At 72.6% G+C, this 16,273-nt stretch carries 16 protein-coding genes; 6 read left to right on the plus strand and 10 right to left on the minus strand.

Going from position 1 to position 16,273, the window contains the following annotated elements; genetic code table 11:
* Positions 1-43: 43 nt before the first annotated feature.
* Together AMK11_RS28325 and AMK11_RS28330 are read left to right on the plus strand one after the other, a co-directional pair.
* Entirely contained in the window at positions 44-778 is a 735-nt protein-coding gene (locus AMK11_RS28325) for a FadR/GntR family transcriptional regulator (protein WP_073730915.1), read from the plus strand.
* Between the two features lie 86 nt (positions 779-864).
* A complete protein-coding gene (locus AMK11_RS28330) occupies positions 865-1,557 on the plus strand; it encodes a gamma-glutamyl-gamma-aminobutyrate hydrolase family protein (RefSeq protein ID WP_073730916.1) in 693 nt (230 codons plus the stop codon).
* A 369-nt stretch (positions 1,558-1,926) separates the two neighbouring features.
* Here AMK11_RS28330 and AMK11_RS28335 read toward each other — a convergent pair whose 3' ends face one another.
* Positions 1,927-2,895, minus strand: coding sequence for a LysR family transcriptional regulator (locus AMK11_RS28335; RefSeq protein WP_073730917.1), 969 nt, complete (start codon positions 2,893-2,895; stop codon positions 1,927-1,929).
* Between the two features lie 70 nt (positions 2,896-2,965).
* Here AMK11_RS28335 and AMK11_RS28340 point away from each other — a divergent pair, with 70 nt between their 5' ends.
* Positions 2,966-4,123 (plus strand): TDT family transporter, encoded by a 1,158-nt coding sequence (locus AMK11_RS28340; RefSeq protein WP_073730918.1) that lies wholly within the window; start codon positions 2,966-2,968, stop codon positions 4,121-4,123.
* Here AMK11_RS28340 and AMK11_RS28345 read toward each other — a convergent pair.
* The 4 genes from AMK11_RS28345 to AMK11_RS28360 all read right to left on the minus strand — a co-directional run bounded on the left by AMK11_RS28345 (position 4,050) and on the right by AMK11_RS28360 (position 9,410).
* Positions 4,050-4,769, minus strand: a complete 720-nt coding sequence (locus AMK11_RS28345; RefSeq protein WP_073730919.1) for a helical backbone metal receptor — start codon at positions 4,767-4,769, stop codon at positions 4,050-4,052. The genes AMK11_RS28340 and AMK11_RS28345 overlap by 74 nt on opposite strands.
* Complete coding sequence (locus tag AMK11_RS28350) at positions 4,766-5,335, minus strand: helix-turn-helix domain-containing protein (protein ID WP_073730920.1); 570 nt, start codon at positions 5,333-5,335, stop codon at positions 4,766-4,768. The genes AMK11_RS28345 and AMK11_RS28350 overlap by 4 nt, the downstream gene beginning before the upstream one ends.
* Positions 5,336-5,707: 372 nt before the next feature.
* A complete protein-coding gene (locus AMK11_RS28355) occupies positions 5,708-8,326 on the minus strand; it encodes an ABC transporter permease/substrate binding protein (protein ID WP_073730921.1) in 2,619 nt (872 codons plus the stop codon).
* Positions 8,319-9,410 carry a quaternary amine ABC transporter ATP-binding protein gene (locus AMK11_RS28360; protein WP_073730922.1) on the minus strand — a complete coding sequence of 364 codons (1,092 nt, stop codon included), beginning with the start codon at positions 9,408-9,410 and terminating at the stop codon, positions 8,319-8,321. Before AMK11_RS28360 ends, AMK11_RS28355 begins: the two co-directional genes overlap by 8 nt.
* Before the next feature lie 241 nt (positions 9,411-9,651).
* Between AMK11_RS28360 and AMK11_RS28365 the strand changes: the two genes are divergently transcribed.
* On the plus strand, positions 9,652-10,557 hold the full coding sequence (locus AMK11_RS28365; RefSeq protein WP_079187749.1) for a 5'-3' exonuclease: 906 nt from the start codon (positions 9,652-9,654) through the stop codon (positions 10,555-10,557).
* 185 nt (positions 10,558-10,742) lie between these two features.
* Complete coding sequence (locus AMK11_RS28370) at positions 10,743-11,588, plus strand: siderophore-interacting protein (RefSeq protein WP_073730924.1); 846 nt, start codon at positions 10,743-10,745, stop codon at positions 11,586-11,588.
* Positions 11,589-11,652: 64 nt separating this feature from the next.
* On the opposite strand, the gene AMK11_RS28375 is transcribed toward AMK11_RS28370, so the two are convergent.
* Positions 11,653-12,234 (minus strand): GNAT family N-acetyltransferase, encoded by a 582-nt coding sequence (locus AMK11_RS28375; protein ID WP_073730925.1) that lies wholly within the window; start codon positions 12,232-12,234, stop codon positions 11,653-11,655.
* 60 nt (positions 12,235-12,294) lie between these two features.
* Between AMK11_RS28375 and AMK11_RS28380 the strand changes: the two genes are divergently transcribed.
* Positions 12,295-13,287 carry an RluA family pseudouridine synthase gene (locus tag AMK11_RS28380; protein ID WP_073730926.1) on the plus strand — a complete coding sequence of 331 codons (993 nt, stop codon included), beginning with the start codon at positions 12,295-12,297 and terminating at the stop codon, positions 13,285-13,287.
* Here AMK11_RS28380 and AMK11_RS28385 read toward each other — a convergent pair.
* The 4 genes from AMK11_RS28385 to AMK11_RS28400 are packed head-to-tail and all read right to left on the minus strand — an operon-like array spanning position 13,281 to position 16,250.
* Positions 13,281-14,807 (minus strand): cytochrome P450, encoded by a 1,527-nt coding sequence (locus AMK11_RS28385; RefSeq protein WP_073730927.1) that lies wholly within the window; start codon positions 14,805-14,807, stop codon positions 13,281-13,283. The two genes, AMK11_RS28380 and AMK11_RS28385, sit on opposite strands and share 7 nt — an antisense overlap.
* A 54-nt stretch (positions 14,808-14,861) precedes the next feature.
* Complete coding sequence (locus tag AMK11_RS28390; RefSeq protein WP_073730928.1) at positions 14,862-15,482, minus strand: GTP-binding protein; 621 nt, start codon at positions 15,480-15,482, stop codon at positions 14,862-14,864.
* Positions 15,463-15,876: a DUF742 domain-containing protein gene (locus AMK11_RS28395; RefSeq protein WP_073730929.1), complete on the minus strand. Its 414-nt coding sequence runs from the start codon at positions 15,874-15,876 to the stop codon at positions 15,463-15,465. Before AMK11_RS28395 ends, AMK11_RS28390 begins: the two co-directional genes overlap by 20 nt.
* Entirely contained in the window at positions 15,873-16,250 is a 378-nt protein-coding gene (locus AMK11_RS28400; protein WP_254400407.1) for a roadblock/LC7 domain-containing protein, read from the minus strand. Before AMK11_RS28400 ends, AMK11_RS28395 begins: the two co-directional genes overlap by 4 nt.
* Between the last annotated feature and the right edge of the window lie 23 nt (positions 16,251-16,273).

The following is a 16,273-nucleotide window of genomic DNA, read 5'->3' on the forward strand; positions in this document are numbered from 1 at the left end:
AGGTATTGCGGCGGACCATTGCTTGGAAAGGGGGCGCGGCCGCATGCCGGAGGAAACCCCGGGGAGCGTGACGGACCGGCTCGCGCCGGTACTGCGGCCGGTGCGGGCCGGCAACGGGTTCGAGGAGGCGCTGGAGCAGATCCTCCAGGTCGTCAGGCTGGGTCTGGTGTCCGGGGGCGAGCGGCTGCCGGCCGAGCGGGAGCTGGCGGAGCGGCTGGGGATCAGCCGGGTGACGCTGCGCGAGGTGCTGCGGGTGCTTCAGGACCAGGGGCTCGTGGAGGCGCGGCGGGGGCGGTACGGCGGAACGTTCGTGCTGCCGCGGACGGACGCGGGCGGCGAGGACGAACTGCGGCGCCGAGTCGCCGGGGTGGACCTCGAGGACGTGCTGCGCTTCCGGGAGGTGCTGGAGGTGGGCGCGGCCGGGCTGTGCGCGGCGCACGGGCTGACCGGCGCGCAGGCGGCGCGGCTGCGGGCGGCGCTGGCCGGCACGCGGGAGGCGCCGCTGGCGGAGTACCGGCGGCTGGACACGATGCTGCACCTCACCCTGGGGGAACTGTGCGGCTCGCCCGCCCTCGCCGCCCAGTACGCGGCCGTCCGGGCCACCCTCAACGACCTCCTGGACTGCATCCCGCTGCTGGTGCGCAACCTGGAGCACTCCCAGCGTCAGCACACGGCGCTGGTGGAGGCGGTGCTCGACGGGGACGCGGACGGGGCGCGGGAGATCACGCGGGAGCACTGCGCGGGGACGGCGGCGCTGCTGCGCGGGTTCCTGGCGTGAGCGCGGGCGGGCGTCTTGCCTCGGGAGGCCTTCCCGGCAAAGGTATGCGTACGGTCCATTGCGGGCAGGCCGCGGGAGGTCGGACGATGGCGGGCAGGCCACTGATCGGCGTCAGCACGTATCTGGAGCACGGCGCGCGCTGGGGCGTGTGGGAGCTGGAGGCGGCGCTGCTGCCGGCCGGGTATCCGCGGCTCGTGCAGCGGGCGGGCGGACTGGCCGCGATGCTCCCGCCGGACGCGCCGGAGCACGCCGCCGCCGCCGTCGCCCGCCTGGACGGGCTGGTGATCGCGGGCGGCCCGGACGTGGAGCCGGCCCGCTACGGCGCCGAGCCCGGCCCGCGCACCGGCCCTCCCGCCCGGGCCCGGGACACCTGGGAACTGGCGCTCATCGAGGCGGCCCTGGCCGCGCGCGTCCCGTTGCTGGGCGTCTGCCGGGGCATGCAGCTGCTCAACGTCGCGCTCGGCGGCACCCTCGTCCAGCACATCGACGGCCACGCCGAGGTGGTGGGCGTCTTCGGCGGCCACCCGGTCAAGCCGGTGCCGGGGACGCTGTACGCGGGTGTGGTGCCCGAGGAGCTGTTCGTCCCGACCTACCACCACCAGGCGGTGGACCGGCTGGGCGCGGGCCTGGTCCCCGCGGCCCACGCGGCGGACGGCACGGTGGAGGCCCTGGAACTGCCGTCCGGGCCCGGCTGGGTCCTCGGGGTGCAGTGGCATCCGGAGATGGGCGAGGACGTACGGGTGATGCGGGCCCTGGTGGAGGCGGCGGGGGCGGGCTGACCCGCGCGGCCGGAGCGCCGGACGGGCGACGCGCCGCCACTTCCGGGCGGCAGGCATCCGTACGCCGGCGGCCCCCGGCACTCGTGCCCGACACACACCGGAGCAAGTCGGCCGACTCCGCCCCGTGCTCCCCGCACGCGCGGTCGGCCGCCCCTCTCGGCGGCCGCGGCTCCAGGCCCATCGCGTGGGCCGACGCCGGGCATACCGGGGCCAGCCGGCCCCCGGCACAGCGCACGCGACCGTCCGCCGCTCCGCCTGACGCCGGCCGGCACGGCGGCCACGACGGCACGGCGGCCCGGTGGACACGACGGGCACGACGGCGCGAGGGGCCCGCTCAGCCCCCGGCCCGTCACCGCCCGCCCCGCGCCCCTACCCCCGCGTCAGGGACAGGAGCTGCCGGGCCGGGCCCGTCGGGCGGTGGCCCGTGGGCCATACCGCGCGCAGGTCGCGGGCCAGGGCGACGTCCGCGACCGGGACGCTCACCAGGCGCCGGTTGGACAGCTCCTCGCCGACGGCGAGTTCGCTCAGGACGGAGGGGCCGGCGCCGCTCACGGCGGCGGCCTTCACCGCGGTGGTCGACGAGAGTTCGATCAGGGGGCGGGCCAGGCCGCCCAGAGCCGCGTCCAGGACCTGCCGGGTACCCGAGCCCTTCTCCCGCAGGATCAGCGGGGTCGCCGCCAGTTCCGCCGCCTGGAGCGGACGCCTGCGCCGGGTCCACGGGTGGCCCGGTGCCGCCACGACGATCAGCCGGTCGTGGGCGATGACCGCGGAGTCGAGGCCCGCCGGGACGCTCACCCCCTCCACGAAGCCCAGGTCGGCCTCGCCGGCCAGCAGCCGCTCCGCCACCACCGCCGAGTTTCCGGCGAGCAGCGACACCGCGGTGTCCGGCAGCTGGGTGCGCAGCGCGACCAGCCAGCCCGGCAGCAGGTACTCGGCGATCGTCATGCTCGCCGCCACCCGCAGCCGCGAGTCCCGCCGGTCCCGCAGGGCCTGCGCGCCCGCGTCGAACGCCTCGGCCGCCTCCACGATCCGGCGCGCCCAGTCCGTGACGAGTGCGCCGGCGTCAGTGAGCCGGGAGCCGCGGGGCGAGCGGTCCACCAGAGCGACGCCCAGCTGCCGTTCCATCGAGCGGACGCGGCTGCTGGCGGCCGGCTGGGTGATGCCCAGCTCCCGCGCCGCGCCGCCGAGACTGCCGAGCCGCGCCACGGCCAGGAGCAGCTCCAGCGCCCCGAGATCCGGCACCCGGTGCGCCAGTGAGCCCGTCACGTGCCGCCCCCGTACGTCGTACCCGCCCTCCGCGTCGCCCGTACCGTTCGTACCGCCCGCACCGCTGCTCATAACCCCAGCTTATGCCCTCATAGGGACATGGTCCCTGGTCAGCGGCTTCTGCCGCCGGGACCGTGGACACATGGTCACCGCAGCCCAGCCCTTGTCACCCACCTCCGTCCCGTCCCGGCGGGTCCCGGCCGTCCGTCACCTCGGGCCCAACTGGTACGCCTGCGTCATGGGCACCGCCATCGTCGGCACCGCGGGAGCCGCGCTCCCCTGGCAGGTGCCCGGGCTGCGGGCCCTCTGCACCGCCGTCTGGGCCCTGTCGCTCGCGCTGCTGGCGGTCCTGCTGGTGGCCCGGTCCCTGCACTGGCTGCACCACCGCGACCAGGCCCGCGCCCATCTGCTCGACCCGGCGGCGGCCCCCTTCTACGGCTGCCTGGCGATGGCGCTGCTGGCTGTCGGCGGCGGCGCCGTGACCGTCGGCCGGGACTGGATCGGCACCTCGGCCGCGGTGGCCCTGGACACCGTGCTGTTCACCGCCGGTACCGTCGTCGGGCTGGCGGCGGCGGTCGCCGTGCCCTATCTGATGGCCGTACGGCACCGGACAGAGTTGGGGCAGGCCAGTCCGGTATGGCTGCTGCCGCTGGTCGCGCCGATGGTGTCCGCGGCCGTGGGGCCGCTGCTCGTGCCGCACCTCCCGCCGGGACAGCCCCGCGAGACGCTGCTGCTCGCCTGTGTCGCGATGTTCGGGGTGAGTCTGCTCGCGACCCTGGTGACCCTGCCGGTGATCTTCGGCCGGCTGCTCACCGGCGGCCCGCTGCCGCTCGCGCTCACCCCGTCGCTGTTCCTGGTGCTCGGCCCGCTCGGGCAGTCGACCACCGCCGTCGGGAAGTTCGCGGACGTGGCCCCCGGGGTCCTGCCGGGACCGTACGCCGAGGGGTTCGGGGTCCTCGCCGTCCTGTACGGCGTGCCGGTGACGGGCTTCGCGCTGATGTGGCTGTGTCTCGCCGTCGCCCACGTCGTGCGGGCGCGCCGGGAGGGCATGGGCTTCTCGATGACCTGGTGGTCGTTCACCTTCCCGGTGGGCACCTGTGTCACCGGCGCCGCGGCGCTGGCCCGGCACACCGGGCTCGCCGCCTACGACGTGCTCGCCGTCGTCCTGTACGGCGTCCTCGTCACCGCCTGGGCCGTCGCGGCCGTGCACACCGCGCGGGGCCTGTTCAGCGGCGTGCTGCTCGCAGGGCCGCGTCCAGCACCCGGGGCGCCTTCGCCAGCGACGGCCCGTACCACGTGAGGTACCGCCCGTCGACGAGGGCGCAGGGCAGGCTGGGGAAGGCCTCCGGGCCGTCGTCGGCGGTGAAGCGGTAGGGCTCGTCCGGCAGGACCACCAGGTCCGGGCGGGCCGCCCGCAGTTCCTCGACCGGGACCTTCGGGTAGCGCTCGGGGTGGGACGCGTAGAGGTGGTCGACGCCGAGGCGGGCCAGTACGTCGCCCGCGAAGGTGTCGCTGCCCAGCACCATCCAGGGCCTGCGCCAGATCGGTACGACGGCCGTGGTGCGCCGCTCGGGGCGGGGCGGAGCGGTCCAGGCGGCCTCCGCCTCGTCCAGCCACCGGGGGCGGGACGGCGCCCCGCAGGCGGTCAGCACGCGGGCCAGTTCGGTGAAGGCCTGCGGGACCGTGCGCACCTCGGTCACCAGCACCTCGACGCCCGCCGCGCGCAGGGCGTCCAGGTCCGGGGCGCGGTTCTCCTCCTCGTTGGCGATCACCAGGTCGGGGGCGAGGGCGAGGACGCGGTCGGTCTTCGGGTTCTTGGTGCCGCCGACGCGGGCGACGTCGAGACCGGCCGGGTGGGTGCACCAGTCGGTGGCACCGACCAGGGCGCCCTGCACCGTACGGGCCACCGCCTCGGTCAGCGACGGCACCAGCGAGACCACCCTCACCTGCGGGGCCCTTCCCGCACCGCCTCGATGTGCTCGGCGACGGCGACCACGATCAGCCGGGTGTCGGGCACCGTGGCCCGCCAGCGGTGCCGCACCCCGCCGGTCAGGTACAGCGTGTCGCCGCGCCCGAGCCGGTAGGCGCGGCCCTCGGCCTCGATCTCCACGGCGCCCTCGGTGACGAACATCAACTGGTCGTTGCGGTACTGCAGTTCCCGGCCCGCGTCGTGGTCGCCGGTGAACTCCGAGGCGTGCATCTGGTGGTGCCCGCGCACCAGCGAGCGCACCCTGGGGGCCAGCTCGGGGTCGGGGTCCTCGGCGCGTACCACGTCCACGCTGCAGGCGGGGTCGGCGGCGGCGAGCAGTTCGACGGCGGTGGTGCGCAGGGCGTCGGCCACCTTCTCCAGGGAGCTCTGGCTGGGCCGGGCCCGGTCGTTCTCGATCTGGCTCAGGAAGGGCACGGACAGGCCGCTGCGCTCGGAGACGACGGCGAGGGTGAGTTCGAGGGTCCGGCGCCGCCGCCGTACGGCCGCGCCCACCCGGAGCTGCTGCTCTTTGTGGTCGCCCATCGCTCCGGCTCCCTCCTTCACCCGTCGCCGTATCCCTGATGAGTTCTCTGCACCCTACGCATGTTCGGCAAACCGTTTCACGCGGCCGTCACATCGACGTCACGGTGCGGTGGCCGCGATCTCACGTTTCTCGCCATCCCAGGGCCTCCCGTCGGCGGTGCCGGACGCCTTACCGGTTCAAGGTCCGGACGGTCCCACGTGTTCCCGCCAGTCCCTCATGTCCCGGTCGCGTGAGGCTCGGGCGGTGGGTTGGCGCTCCGTGGTTGACCGAATCCTTACCGTGTGCCGACCGCACACGTCAAAGGGCTGGGCCCGGGACGCGGCTTCGAAAGGAAGCGCGTCCCGGGCCCACCCCTCGGGGCGCCGGTGGTCCTACTGCGGGGTCATCCGGCCGACCATGTCCGGGTGCTCTTCGAGCCACGCGGCCACGGCTTCCTCCTCCTGCCCCTGACCACGGTCCTTGATCTCCGCCTCCAGGGTGCCGAGCTCGTCCTCGCTCATGCGGAAGTTCTTGATCCACTCGGTGAGCTGCGGGTACTGCTCGGGGAACGCCTTGCTGGCGATGGTGTGAATCGTGTTGTTCGCGCCGAAGGACTTCTTCGGGTCCTTCAGCTTGGTCAGCTCGTACTCGCTGTACGCCCAGTGCGGGGACCAGAGCGTGACCGCGACCGGCTCCTTCTTCGCCAGCGCGCGCTTGAGCTCGGCCAGCATCGCCGGGGTGGAGCCGTCGACGACCTCGTACTCGTCCTCAAGGCCGTAGGCCGGCAGGACGTCGTTCTTGACCAGCTGCATCTGACCGGTGCCGGGTTCGATGCCGATGATCTTCCCGTCGAAGAGGTCGGCCTTGCCCTTGAGGTCCGCGAGGGACTTGACGTCCTTCACGTACGAGGGGACGGCGATCTCCAGGGAGGTCGGTTCGTACCAGGTGCCCAGGTCGGTGAGGTTGTTCTTGTGCTTGTCCCAGTAGTTCTTCTGGGCGTGGGGCAACCAGGCGTCGAAGTTGAGGTCCAGGTCACCGGAGGCGAGTCCGGTGTAGACCGGGCCGACGTCCATCTGCTTCAGGTTCAGCTTGTAGCCGCGCCGCTCCAGGACGTTCTTCCACAGGTAGGTGACGGCGACGTCCTCTTCCCACGGGAACCAGGCGACGTCCAGCGGACGCTTGGCCTCGGCCGGGGTGGCGCCGGAGCCGCCCTGGACCGGGGCGAGCTTGTCGACGACGCCCGGGTTGGACTTCAGCCAGGTGCGGACGGCGTCCTGCTGGTTGCCCTTGCCGGCCTTGTTGATCTCGGCCTCGAGGCTGGTGAGCTGCTTCTCCGTCATGGAGAAGTCCTTGAGCCACTTGGTGACGACCGGGTTGTCGTCCGAGAAGCCCTTGCGGGACAGCGTGTGCACGCCGTCGCCCTTGCCCCAGGAGCCCTTCGGGTCCTTCAGCTTCTTCAGGTCGTAGTCGTTGTACGCCCAGTGCGGCGACCAGAGCGTGACGACGATCGGTTCCTTCTTGCTGTAGGCCCGCTTCAGCTCGGCCAGCATCGCCGGCGTGGAGCTGTCGACGACCTTGTACTCCTTGTCGAGGCCGTACTCCTTGAGCACCTTGCTCTTGAGCAGGTTCATCTCACCGGCGCTGGGCTCGATACCGGTGATCTTCCCGCCGAAGAGGTCGGCCTTGCCCTTGAGGTCCTCCATGGAGTCGATGTCCTCCATGTAGGCCGGCACGGTCAGCTCCAGCGACGTCTCGTCGTACCAGCAGCCGAGGTCCTCCAGCTGCTTGCCGTACTTCTTCCAGTACTGCTCGTGGGTCGTCGGCAGCCAGGAGTCGGTCTGGAAGTCGATGCTGCCCTGCGCGAGCGCGGTGTAGAGCGGGCCGGCCTCGAACTGCTTGGCCTCGACCTCGAAGCCGCGCTGTTCCAGGATCTCCTTCCACAGGTAGGTGGAGGCGACGCCCTCGTCCCAGGGGATGTAGCCGATGGAGATCTTCTTGCCCTCGCCGACGTTCTTGCCGCCGGCCACCGTCTCGGACTTCTCGCCGCTGCCGCCGAAGACGCCCATGCCGCCGGCCACCAGGCCGAGGATGACGATGCCGATCACGGCGACCTGCGGCTGGGGGCGGTAGGACCAGATCTTCAGGCCCTTGGCGGCGCGGGCCTTGGCGGCGGCGCGGCGGCCCAGCGGCGAGACGTGCGTGCCCAGCGCGCTGGTCATACGGTCCAGGTAGATCGCGAGGATCACGATGGCGACACCGGCCTCGGCGCCGAGGCCGACGTTGAGCTGGCCGATGGACTCCATGACGTCGCCGCCGAGGCCACCGGTGCCGACCATGCCGGCGATCGCGGCCATGGACAGGCCGAGCATGATGACCTGGTTGACGCCCGCCATCACCGTGGGCAGCGCGAGCGGGAGCTGGACCCGCAGCAGGGTGTTGCGGGGGGTGGTGCCGAAGGCCTCGGCGGCCTCGACCAGTTCCTTGTCGACCTGGCGGATGCCCAGCTCGGTCATGCGCACGCCGGGGGCGAGCGCGAAGATCAGGGTGGCCACGATGCCCGGGGCGGAGCCGGTCCCGAAGAACAGGATCGCCGGGATGAGGTAGATCATCGCGGGCAGCGTCTGCATGAAGTCCAGCACCGGCCGGACGACCGCGCTGACCCGGTCGGACCGGGCCGCCCAGATACCCACCGGCACCGAGACGACCAGGGCGATGATCGTGGCGACCAGCAGCAGCGCCAGGGTCACCATCGCGTTCTCCCACAGACCCATGGAGTCGATGAAGGCGAACCCGGCGAAGGAGAGGACACCGGCGAGCGCACCGCGCAGCCAGAAGGCCACCACGGCGAAGATGCCGGCGAGCAGCAGCGGCTCGGGCGCCTGGAGGACGGCGTTGATGCCGTCGTAGGCGCCGGTGAAGATGCTCTTGAGGAAGGTGAAGAGCCAGGAGACGTTGTCGAGCAGCCAGTCGACGGCGCTGTTGACCCAGTCACCGAGAGGAATCCTAGGCACGGGACATCACCTTCTCGCCGCCCTTGTCGCGCGGGGTGTCGCAGACGGCGGGGGCCGTGTCCTCGTCGCCGAGGAAGCCGACGAGACGCCGGGCCGGGACGACGCCCACCAGCCGGCGGTCGCCGTCGAGCACGGCCACCGAGTGGGGCACGCGGGCGCTGATCGCGCACAGCTCCGCGAACGGGGTGTCGGGCGTGGCGGTCTCGCAGCCGCAGTCGGCCTCGTCGCCGCGCAGCTCCGTCTCCATGACGGCGCGCGCGGTGAGCACGCGGGAGCGGTCGACGTCCTGGGTGAAGGAGGCGACGTAGTCGTTGGCGGGACGTATCAGGATGTCCTGCGCGGTGCCTATCTGCACGATCTCGCCGTCACGCATGACGGCGATGCGGTCGCCCAGGCGCATGGCCTCGTTGAGGTCGTGGGTGATGAAGACGATGGTCTTCTTCAGGGTCTTCTGCAGGTCGAGCAGCTGGTCCTGCATGTCGCGGCGGATCAGCGGGTCGAGGGCGCTGAAGGACTCGTCCATCAGCAGCAGGTCGGCGTCCGTGGCGAGCGCGCGGGCCAGACCCACACGCTGCTGCATGCCGCCGGACAGCTCGTCCGGCCAGGACTTCTCCCAGCCGGCCAGGCCGCACAGGGCGAGCGCCTCGTCGGCGCGGCGTTCGCGCTCGGCGCGGGGCACGCCCTGCACTTCAAGGCCGTAGGCGGCGTTGTCACGGACGCTGCGGTGCGGGAAGAGCGCGAAGTGCTGGAAGACCATGCTGATCTTCTTGGAGCGGACCTCGCGCAGCTCGCGGTCGCTGAGCTCGGTGAGGTCCTGGCCGCCGTAGCGGACATGTCCGGCGGTCGGCTCCGACAGACCGTTGAGCATGCGCAGCAGCGTGGACTTGCCGGACCCGGACAGGCCCATGACCACGAAGATCTCGCCGGGCTCCACGGTGAAGGACGCGTCGATGACGGCGGCCGTGGTTCCGTCGGCGCGCAGTTCCTCCCGGTCTGCTGCCCCCTTGCGCAGTCGTTCGACTGCCTGGTCCGGTTTCCTGCCGAAGACCTTGTACAGGTTCTCGGCCTCTAGCCTGGCTGACACGCTTACCTCTTGGATCGGGGGCAGGGACAGGGTCGTGAAGACTCGCTCATGCGCAGACTCGTCGAGCGAGGGATCTTCGATACGAAGACTCGCTAACAGTTGAATGCATCAACCAGCTTCGGCCCGGCTGCGCGCCTGCCCCGATCTTTATGGGCCAAACATTTGAGTGACCCAGTTCACACACCCTCCATCGATCGCCCACATCCCCTGGGGCATGATGCGAGGTGTGACCGGACGACTGATGCTCCTCGACACCGCCTCCCTCTACTTCCGCGCCTACTTCGGCGTGCCGGACTCCGTGAAGGCACCCGACGGCACGCCCGTGAACGCCGTGCGCGGACTCCTCGACTTCATCGACCGCCTGGTGAAGGACCACCGGCCCGACCACCTGGTCGCCTGCATGGACGCCGACTGGCGACCGGGGTGGCGGGTGGAACTGATCCCCACCTACAAGGCGCACCGCGTCGCCGAGGAGCAGGCGTCGGGCCCCGACACCGAGGAGGTCCCCGACACGCTCTCGCCGCAGGTCCCGGTCATCGAGGCCGTCCTCGACGCGCTCGGCATCGCCCGTGTCGGTGTGGCGGAGTACGAGGCGGACGACGTCATCGGCACCTATACCGCGCGGGCGGCGGGGCCCGTCGACATCGTCACCGGCGACCGGGACCTCTACCAGCTCGTGGACGACGCGCGGGGCGTGCGGGTGCTGTACCCCCTCAAGGGTGTCGGCACCCTCGCGCTCACCGACGAGGCCGCGCTGCGGGAGAAGTACGGCGTCGACGGGCGCGGGTACGCCGATCTGGCGCTGCTGCGGGGCGACCCGAGCGACGGCCTGCCGGGCGTGGCGGGCATCGGCGAGAAGACGGCGGCCAAGCTGCTCGCCGAGTTCGGGGACCTGGCCGGGATCCAGGCGGCGGTCGACGACCCGCGGGCGAGGCTCACGCCCTCGCAGCGCAAGCGCCTGACCGAGGCCAAGCCGTATCTCGCGGTCGCCCCGAAGGTCGTCCGGGTCGCCGACGACGTACCGCTGCCGGACGTCGACACCGCGCTGCCGCGCGCTCCCCGGGACGCGGCGGCACTGGACGGACTGGCGGCGCGCTGGGGGCTGGGCGGCTCGTTGCAGCGGCTGCTGACGACACTCTCCGCCTGAGGCGTGCCGTACGGGCGGGCAAGGCTCGCCCGGTGAATCGGAGTTCCGAGGAGGGGAAGCCGTAACCTGCGCGCGGGAGGGCACGTCGAGGAGCTCTTCGTCCATGACGCGGCGAGCGAGGCGGGGATGCTAACTTAGGTATACCTAACTCAGGGAACCCCCACGCAGGGAGCAGGGAGGCCGTCATGGCAGACCGTCCGGGACGCAAACCGCGCAAGCCGCACACCGCGCAGGTGGTGCGCACCGAGCGGCTCACCCCGCACATGCAGCGCGTGGTGCTCGGCGGCGGGGAACTGTCCGCCTTCTCGGCGGACACCTGCACCGACCACTACGTGAAGCTGCTGTTCCCGGCCGAGGGCGTGACCTACCCGGAGCCCTTCGACATGGAACGCATCCGCGAGGAGTTCCCGCGCGAGCACTGGCCGGTGACCCGGACCTACACGGTGCGCCAGTGGGACGCCGAGCACCGAGAGCTGACGCTGGACTTCGTGATCCACGGCGACCAGGGACTGGCCGGGCCCTGGGCCAAGCGGGTCCAGCCGGGCGAGACCGTGCGTTTCCTGGGCCCCGGTGGCGCCTACGCCCCCGACCCCGCCGCCGACTGGCACCTGCTCGCCGGTGACGAGAGCGCCCTGCCCGCGATCGCCCGGTCCCTGGAGGCGCTGCCCGACGGTGCCCGCGCCTTCGCCTTCGTCGAGGTCGACGGCCCCCAGGAGGAGCAGAAGATCGACTCCGACGTGGAGGTCGTCTGGCTGCACCGCGACGGCCGTCCGGTGGGCCGGGCCCTGGTCGAGGCCGTGCGCGGCCTGGACTTCCCCGAGGGCCGGGTGCAGGCCTTCGTGCACGGCGAGGCGGCCTGCGTGAAGGAACTGCGCAAGCTCCTGCGGGTGGAGCGCGGAATTCCCCGCGAGGACCTCTCCATCTCCGGGTACTGGCGCCTCGGCCACAACGAGGACGGCTGGCAGGCGTCGAAGCCGGAGTGGAACGCCCGCATCGAGGCCGAGCAGGAGGGCACCGCCTCGGCGGCGTAGCACTCCGGGCTACGGCTACGGCTACGGCTACGGGCCCGGAGTACGCGGGGTTCCGGGACCCCGCTCAGTCGCCGCGTATCCGCGCGTGCAGGTGCATGTCGTGCCAGCCGTCGGCGTGCCGCAGGGCGCTGCGCTTGGTGCCCTCCAGGGCGAAGCCCGCCTTGGCGGCCACCCGGCAGGAGGCCTCGTTGGCGACGGCGTGGGACAGTTCCAGACGCTGGAAGCCGATGTCGTCCAGGGCCCAGCGGGCCAGCGTCCGCGTGGCGCGGGCGGCGACGCCACGGCCGCGGGCCGCCGCCGTGGTCCAGTAGGCGACCTCGGCGACCCCGTCGCCCAGCTCCACCTGCCGCAGCGCCACCCGGCCGAGCAGCCGGTCGCCGGCCGCGTCGGCGACGGCCCACTGGACGTCGCGCTCCTGCTGCCACCCTCGCTGCCATTCGGCGATCCAGCCGCGCACCTCCTCCTCGGAGTCGGCGGCGCGGATGTGCCACTGGTGCATCACCGGGTCCTGGAAGGCCGCGTGGACGGCGGGCGCGTCCGCCGTGCGCCACGGGCGCAGCAGCAGCCCGTCGCCGGTGGGGAGCGTGGGCTGCGGGGTGCGGGAGAGGGTGCCCGGGGGCAGGACCGGGCTCGTCAGGTAGGGCATGCCGGCATCCTGCCAACGGGTGCGGCCGGCGGCCCAGCGGATTTCGTACGCTGGCAGGCGATGAGACGCCGCACCGCTCCCCCGCCCTCACCCCTCCCCCAGCGCGACGGGGTCGACGCGGTGCGGGTGCGGCTGCCCGCGGGCGGGGCGTGGGGCACGGTGCGGGAACACCTGACGGAGCGGCTGTCCGGCGCCGGACCGGGGGTGGTCGACAACATGTTCGAGAGCGGGCTGGTCGTGGGCGCGGACGGGCGGCCGGTGCCGGGCGACGCCCCCTACGAAGGCGGGATGTACGTGTGGTTCCACCGGGAGCTGCCCGCCGAGGTGCCGGTGCCGTTCCCGCTGGAGACCGTGTACCGCGACGAGCACATCGTCGTCGTCGACAAGCCGCACTTCCTGGCCACCACGCCGCGCGGCGGCCACGTCACCGAGACCGCGCTCGCCCGGCTCCGCCGCGAGCTGGACGTCCCGTCCCTCGGCGCCGCGCACCGCCTGGACCGGCTCACCGCGGGACTGGTGCTGTTCACGGTGCGCCCCGAGGAGCGCGGCGCGTACCAGGGTCTGTTCCGCGACCGGCTGGTGCGCAAGGCGTACGAGGCCGTCGCCCCGTACGACCCCGCGCTCGCCCTGCCCCGGACCGTACGCAGCCGGATCCTGAAGGAACGCGGTGTCCTGGCCGCCCGGGAGGTCGAGGGCGAGCCGAACGCGGTGAGCCGCGTGCAGCTGATCGAGCACCGCCCGGCCGGCGGCCCCGGCCGGGACCGCGGGCTGGGCAGGTACCGGCTGGTGCCCCGCACCGGACAGACCCACCAGCTGCGCGTCCACATGAACGCGCTCGGCCTGCCGATCCTCGGCGACCCCCTCTACCCCGAGGTCACGCCGCCCGTGCCGCCCGGCGACTTCCGGCGCCCGCTGCAACTGCTGGCACGGGAGCTGGCGTTCACCGATCCGGTCACCGGGCGGGAGCACCTGTTCCGCAGCGCCCGGTCCCTGGGCGCCTGGACGGCGTACGACGACTGGGCGGCGTACGCCGCCGGGCCGGGGCGTCAGTAGCCGCGCCACCAGAGCAGGAAGCGCTGCCAGGCACCGCGCGGACGGGGCGGTTGTGGCGCCGGCCCCGGCTGGGGCTGCGCGGCCGTGAACGACACGGGCTCCGGCGGCCGCGCGGAGACCTCGGGTTCGGGCCGTTCCTTCCGGCGGGGCATGCCGATGTGCCAGTCGGTCCGCTCCGAGGCGCCCGGGGCGTGGCTCGGCTGCGACCTGATGTCCTGCTGCGCCTTGGGCTCGAACCGCACCGGCAGCTCCACCAGGTGCCGTGACGCGATGGACGACCGCCACTTCAGGTCGTCCTCGTCGCAGTCGAGCTGGACGTCGGGCAGCCGCATCAGCAGCGCGTCGATGCCGGCGTCGGCGATGGCCCGCCCGATGTCCTGGCCGGGGCATTCGTGCGGTCCGCCGCCGAAGGCGAGGTGGGCGCGGTTGCCCTGCATGCTCGCCTCCAGGTCGGGGCGGATGCGCGGGTCGACGTTGCCGGGCGCGATGCCCAGCAGCAGCCCGTCGCCGGCGCGGATGCGCTGCCCGCCCAGCTCGGTGTCCTGCTTGGCGAAGTAGGCGAAGACGGTGCTGAACGGCGGCTCGTCCCACAGGGACTGCTCGACCGCCTCGAACACCGGCATCTGGCCGCCGCTGAGCTGGGCGCGGAAGCCGGGGTGGGTGAGCACCACGCGCAGGACGTTGCTGATGAGGTTGACGGTCGCCTCGTACGCCGCGAGGAGCACCAGCCTCAGGTGCTCCCTCACCTCGTCGTCGGTGAGTCCCGCCGGGTGGCTGACAAGCCGGCCGGCGATGTCGTCCCCGGGACGGGCCCGGCGCTCGGCGGCGAGCCGGCCCAGGACGTCCATGAGGTGGGCGTGGCTGGCGAGCGCGGTCTCGGTGCCCTTGAGGGCGTCCCGCGCCGCCTCCACCATCCGGTCGTTGTACGCCTCCGGCATGCCGAGGAGGTGGCACATCACGCCCATCGGCAGGTGCTCGGCGAACTGGCCGACCAGGTCGGCGCGGCCCTCCTCGCAGAACCTGTTGACGAGGCGCTGGGTGTACCGCTTGATGTGGCGGCGCAGCTCCCGGTAGTTGATGTCGGACATGGCGCTGGTGACCGCGCCGCGCAGCCGCTTGTGCTCCTCGCCCTCGGCGTGCGAGCAGATGGGCTGCCAGGCGATGTGCGGCATGAGCGGGTGGTCGGGCTTGACCATGCCCTCGTTGAGCGGGGTCCAGATGCGGCTGTCACGGCAGAACTGGGCGGGCGTGCTCACCATGTGCAGGTTCTCGGCGTGCCCGAGGACCACCCACACCGGTACGTCGTCGTGGAGCAGCGCCGGGGCCACCGGCCCGTGCTGCTCGCGCAGCCTCTCGTACAGCTCCTCCAGGTCCTCCGCCTCGTGCAGCCGGTGCAGTCCGCCCGGTCCGAGGCTGCCCGGTCCGGGGCTGCCCGGTCCGAGGCCGTGCGCGGGGCAGCCGGGCGGTGGTTCGAGGAGGGGGTCGCCCGTGGAGGTGGGGGCGTGGCGTTCAGGCGTCACAGTGTCGCTCCGCAAGAAAGGGGTGTGGGCCGGGGGTCGTCCGGCCTCGACGGGTCAGGTGAGCGCGCCCTTCATGGCGAGGGAGTGCAGGAAGCGCATCAGGGTCAGCAGGACGTCCCGGCTGGAGGCGCGGCGCCGTACGTCGCAGTCGAGGATCGGGATCTCCTCCGACAGGTCGAGCGCGGTCCGCAGCTCCGCCAGGGGGTAGCGGGGGGCGTCCGGGAAGGAGTTGACGGCGACCACGAAGGGCACGCCGCGCTCCTCCAGCCGGCCCATGACGTCGAAGCTCACCTCCAGGCGCCGGGTGTCGACGAGGACGACCGCGCCGAGGGCCCCCTCGAACAGCCCGTTCCACAGGAACCAGAAGCGTTCCTGGCCGGGTGTGCCGAAGAGGTAGAGCACCAGTTCGTCGGTGATGCTGATGCGGCCGAAGTCCATGGCCACCGTGGTGGCGGTCTTGGAGGCCGAGCCGTAGTTGTCGTCGACGCCGATGCCGGCCTGGGTCATCGTCTCCTCGGTGGTCAGCGGTCTGATCTCGCTGACCGAGCCGACCATGGTGGTCTTGCCGACCCCGAAGCCGCCCACGATGACGATCTTCACGGCGGCCTCGGCCGTGTGCGGCAGCCGGTCCTCCGTCCGTGGGCCCGGGATCGTGTCAGAGTCGTTGAAGTCCATGCATCACCGCTTCGAGGAGGTTTCGGTCGGCGACCTTCTGACGGACGATCGGGGCGCGGGCCTGCACCAGTTCCTTCGCCAGCAGGTCGGTGAGCAGCACGGTCAGCACGCTGAACGGCAGGCTCAGATAGGCCGACAGCTCGGCCGCGGACAGGGGCGCGACGCACAGCCGCAGCACGGCCGCTTGTTCCGGGGTGGCGGACACCGGCGGCTCGGCGCGGGCCACGATCAGCGTCACCAGGTCGATGTCGGCGCGCTCGCCGGCGTCGTCCCCGCCGATGACGAACAGCCGCTCGGGGTTGCGGTTCTCGCCTTCCTTGGCCGGGCCGGAGGCGGGTAACGAGGCCGGGGGCTGCTGCCCGGGGGATCGCCGCTGGCGCTGGGGAGGAGTCATACGGTCTGCCCGTTGCGCCTGGCGGGGCTCGTCAGGTGAGGACCGATCCGGGCGACCAGGTCGGCCATGCTCAGGCCCATCCTGCCGGGCTCGCAGCAGACGTCGGAGAGCACGGCGAGGTAGGCGTTGGGGCCGGCGGCCATCAGGTAGAAGTAGCCGCCGTTCATCTCGATCAGGACCATCTTCATGTCGCCGTCGCTGGTCGGGATCTCCTGCGCGACCGCGCCCGCCAGACTCTGCAGGCCCGCGCAGGCGGCGGCGACCCGGTCGGCGGCGTCCGGATCACCGGAGTAGCGGGCGATGCGCAGGCCGTCGGCGGACAGCACCACGATCATCTCGATGCCCGGAACACCGTCGTAGAGATCCTTGAGCATCCAGTCGAACTTGCCTTGCTGCT

Origin of the sequence: Streptomyces sp. CB02414 (genome assembly GCF_001905385.1) — a bacterium.
Taxonomy (GTDB): Bacteria; Actinomycetota; Actinomycetes; order Streptomycetales; family Streptomycetaceae; genus Streptomyces.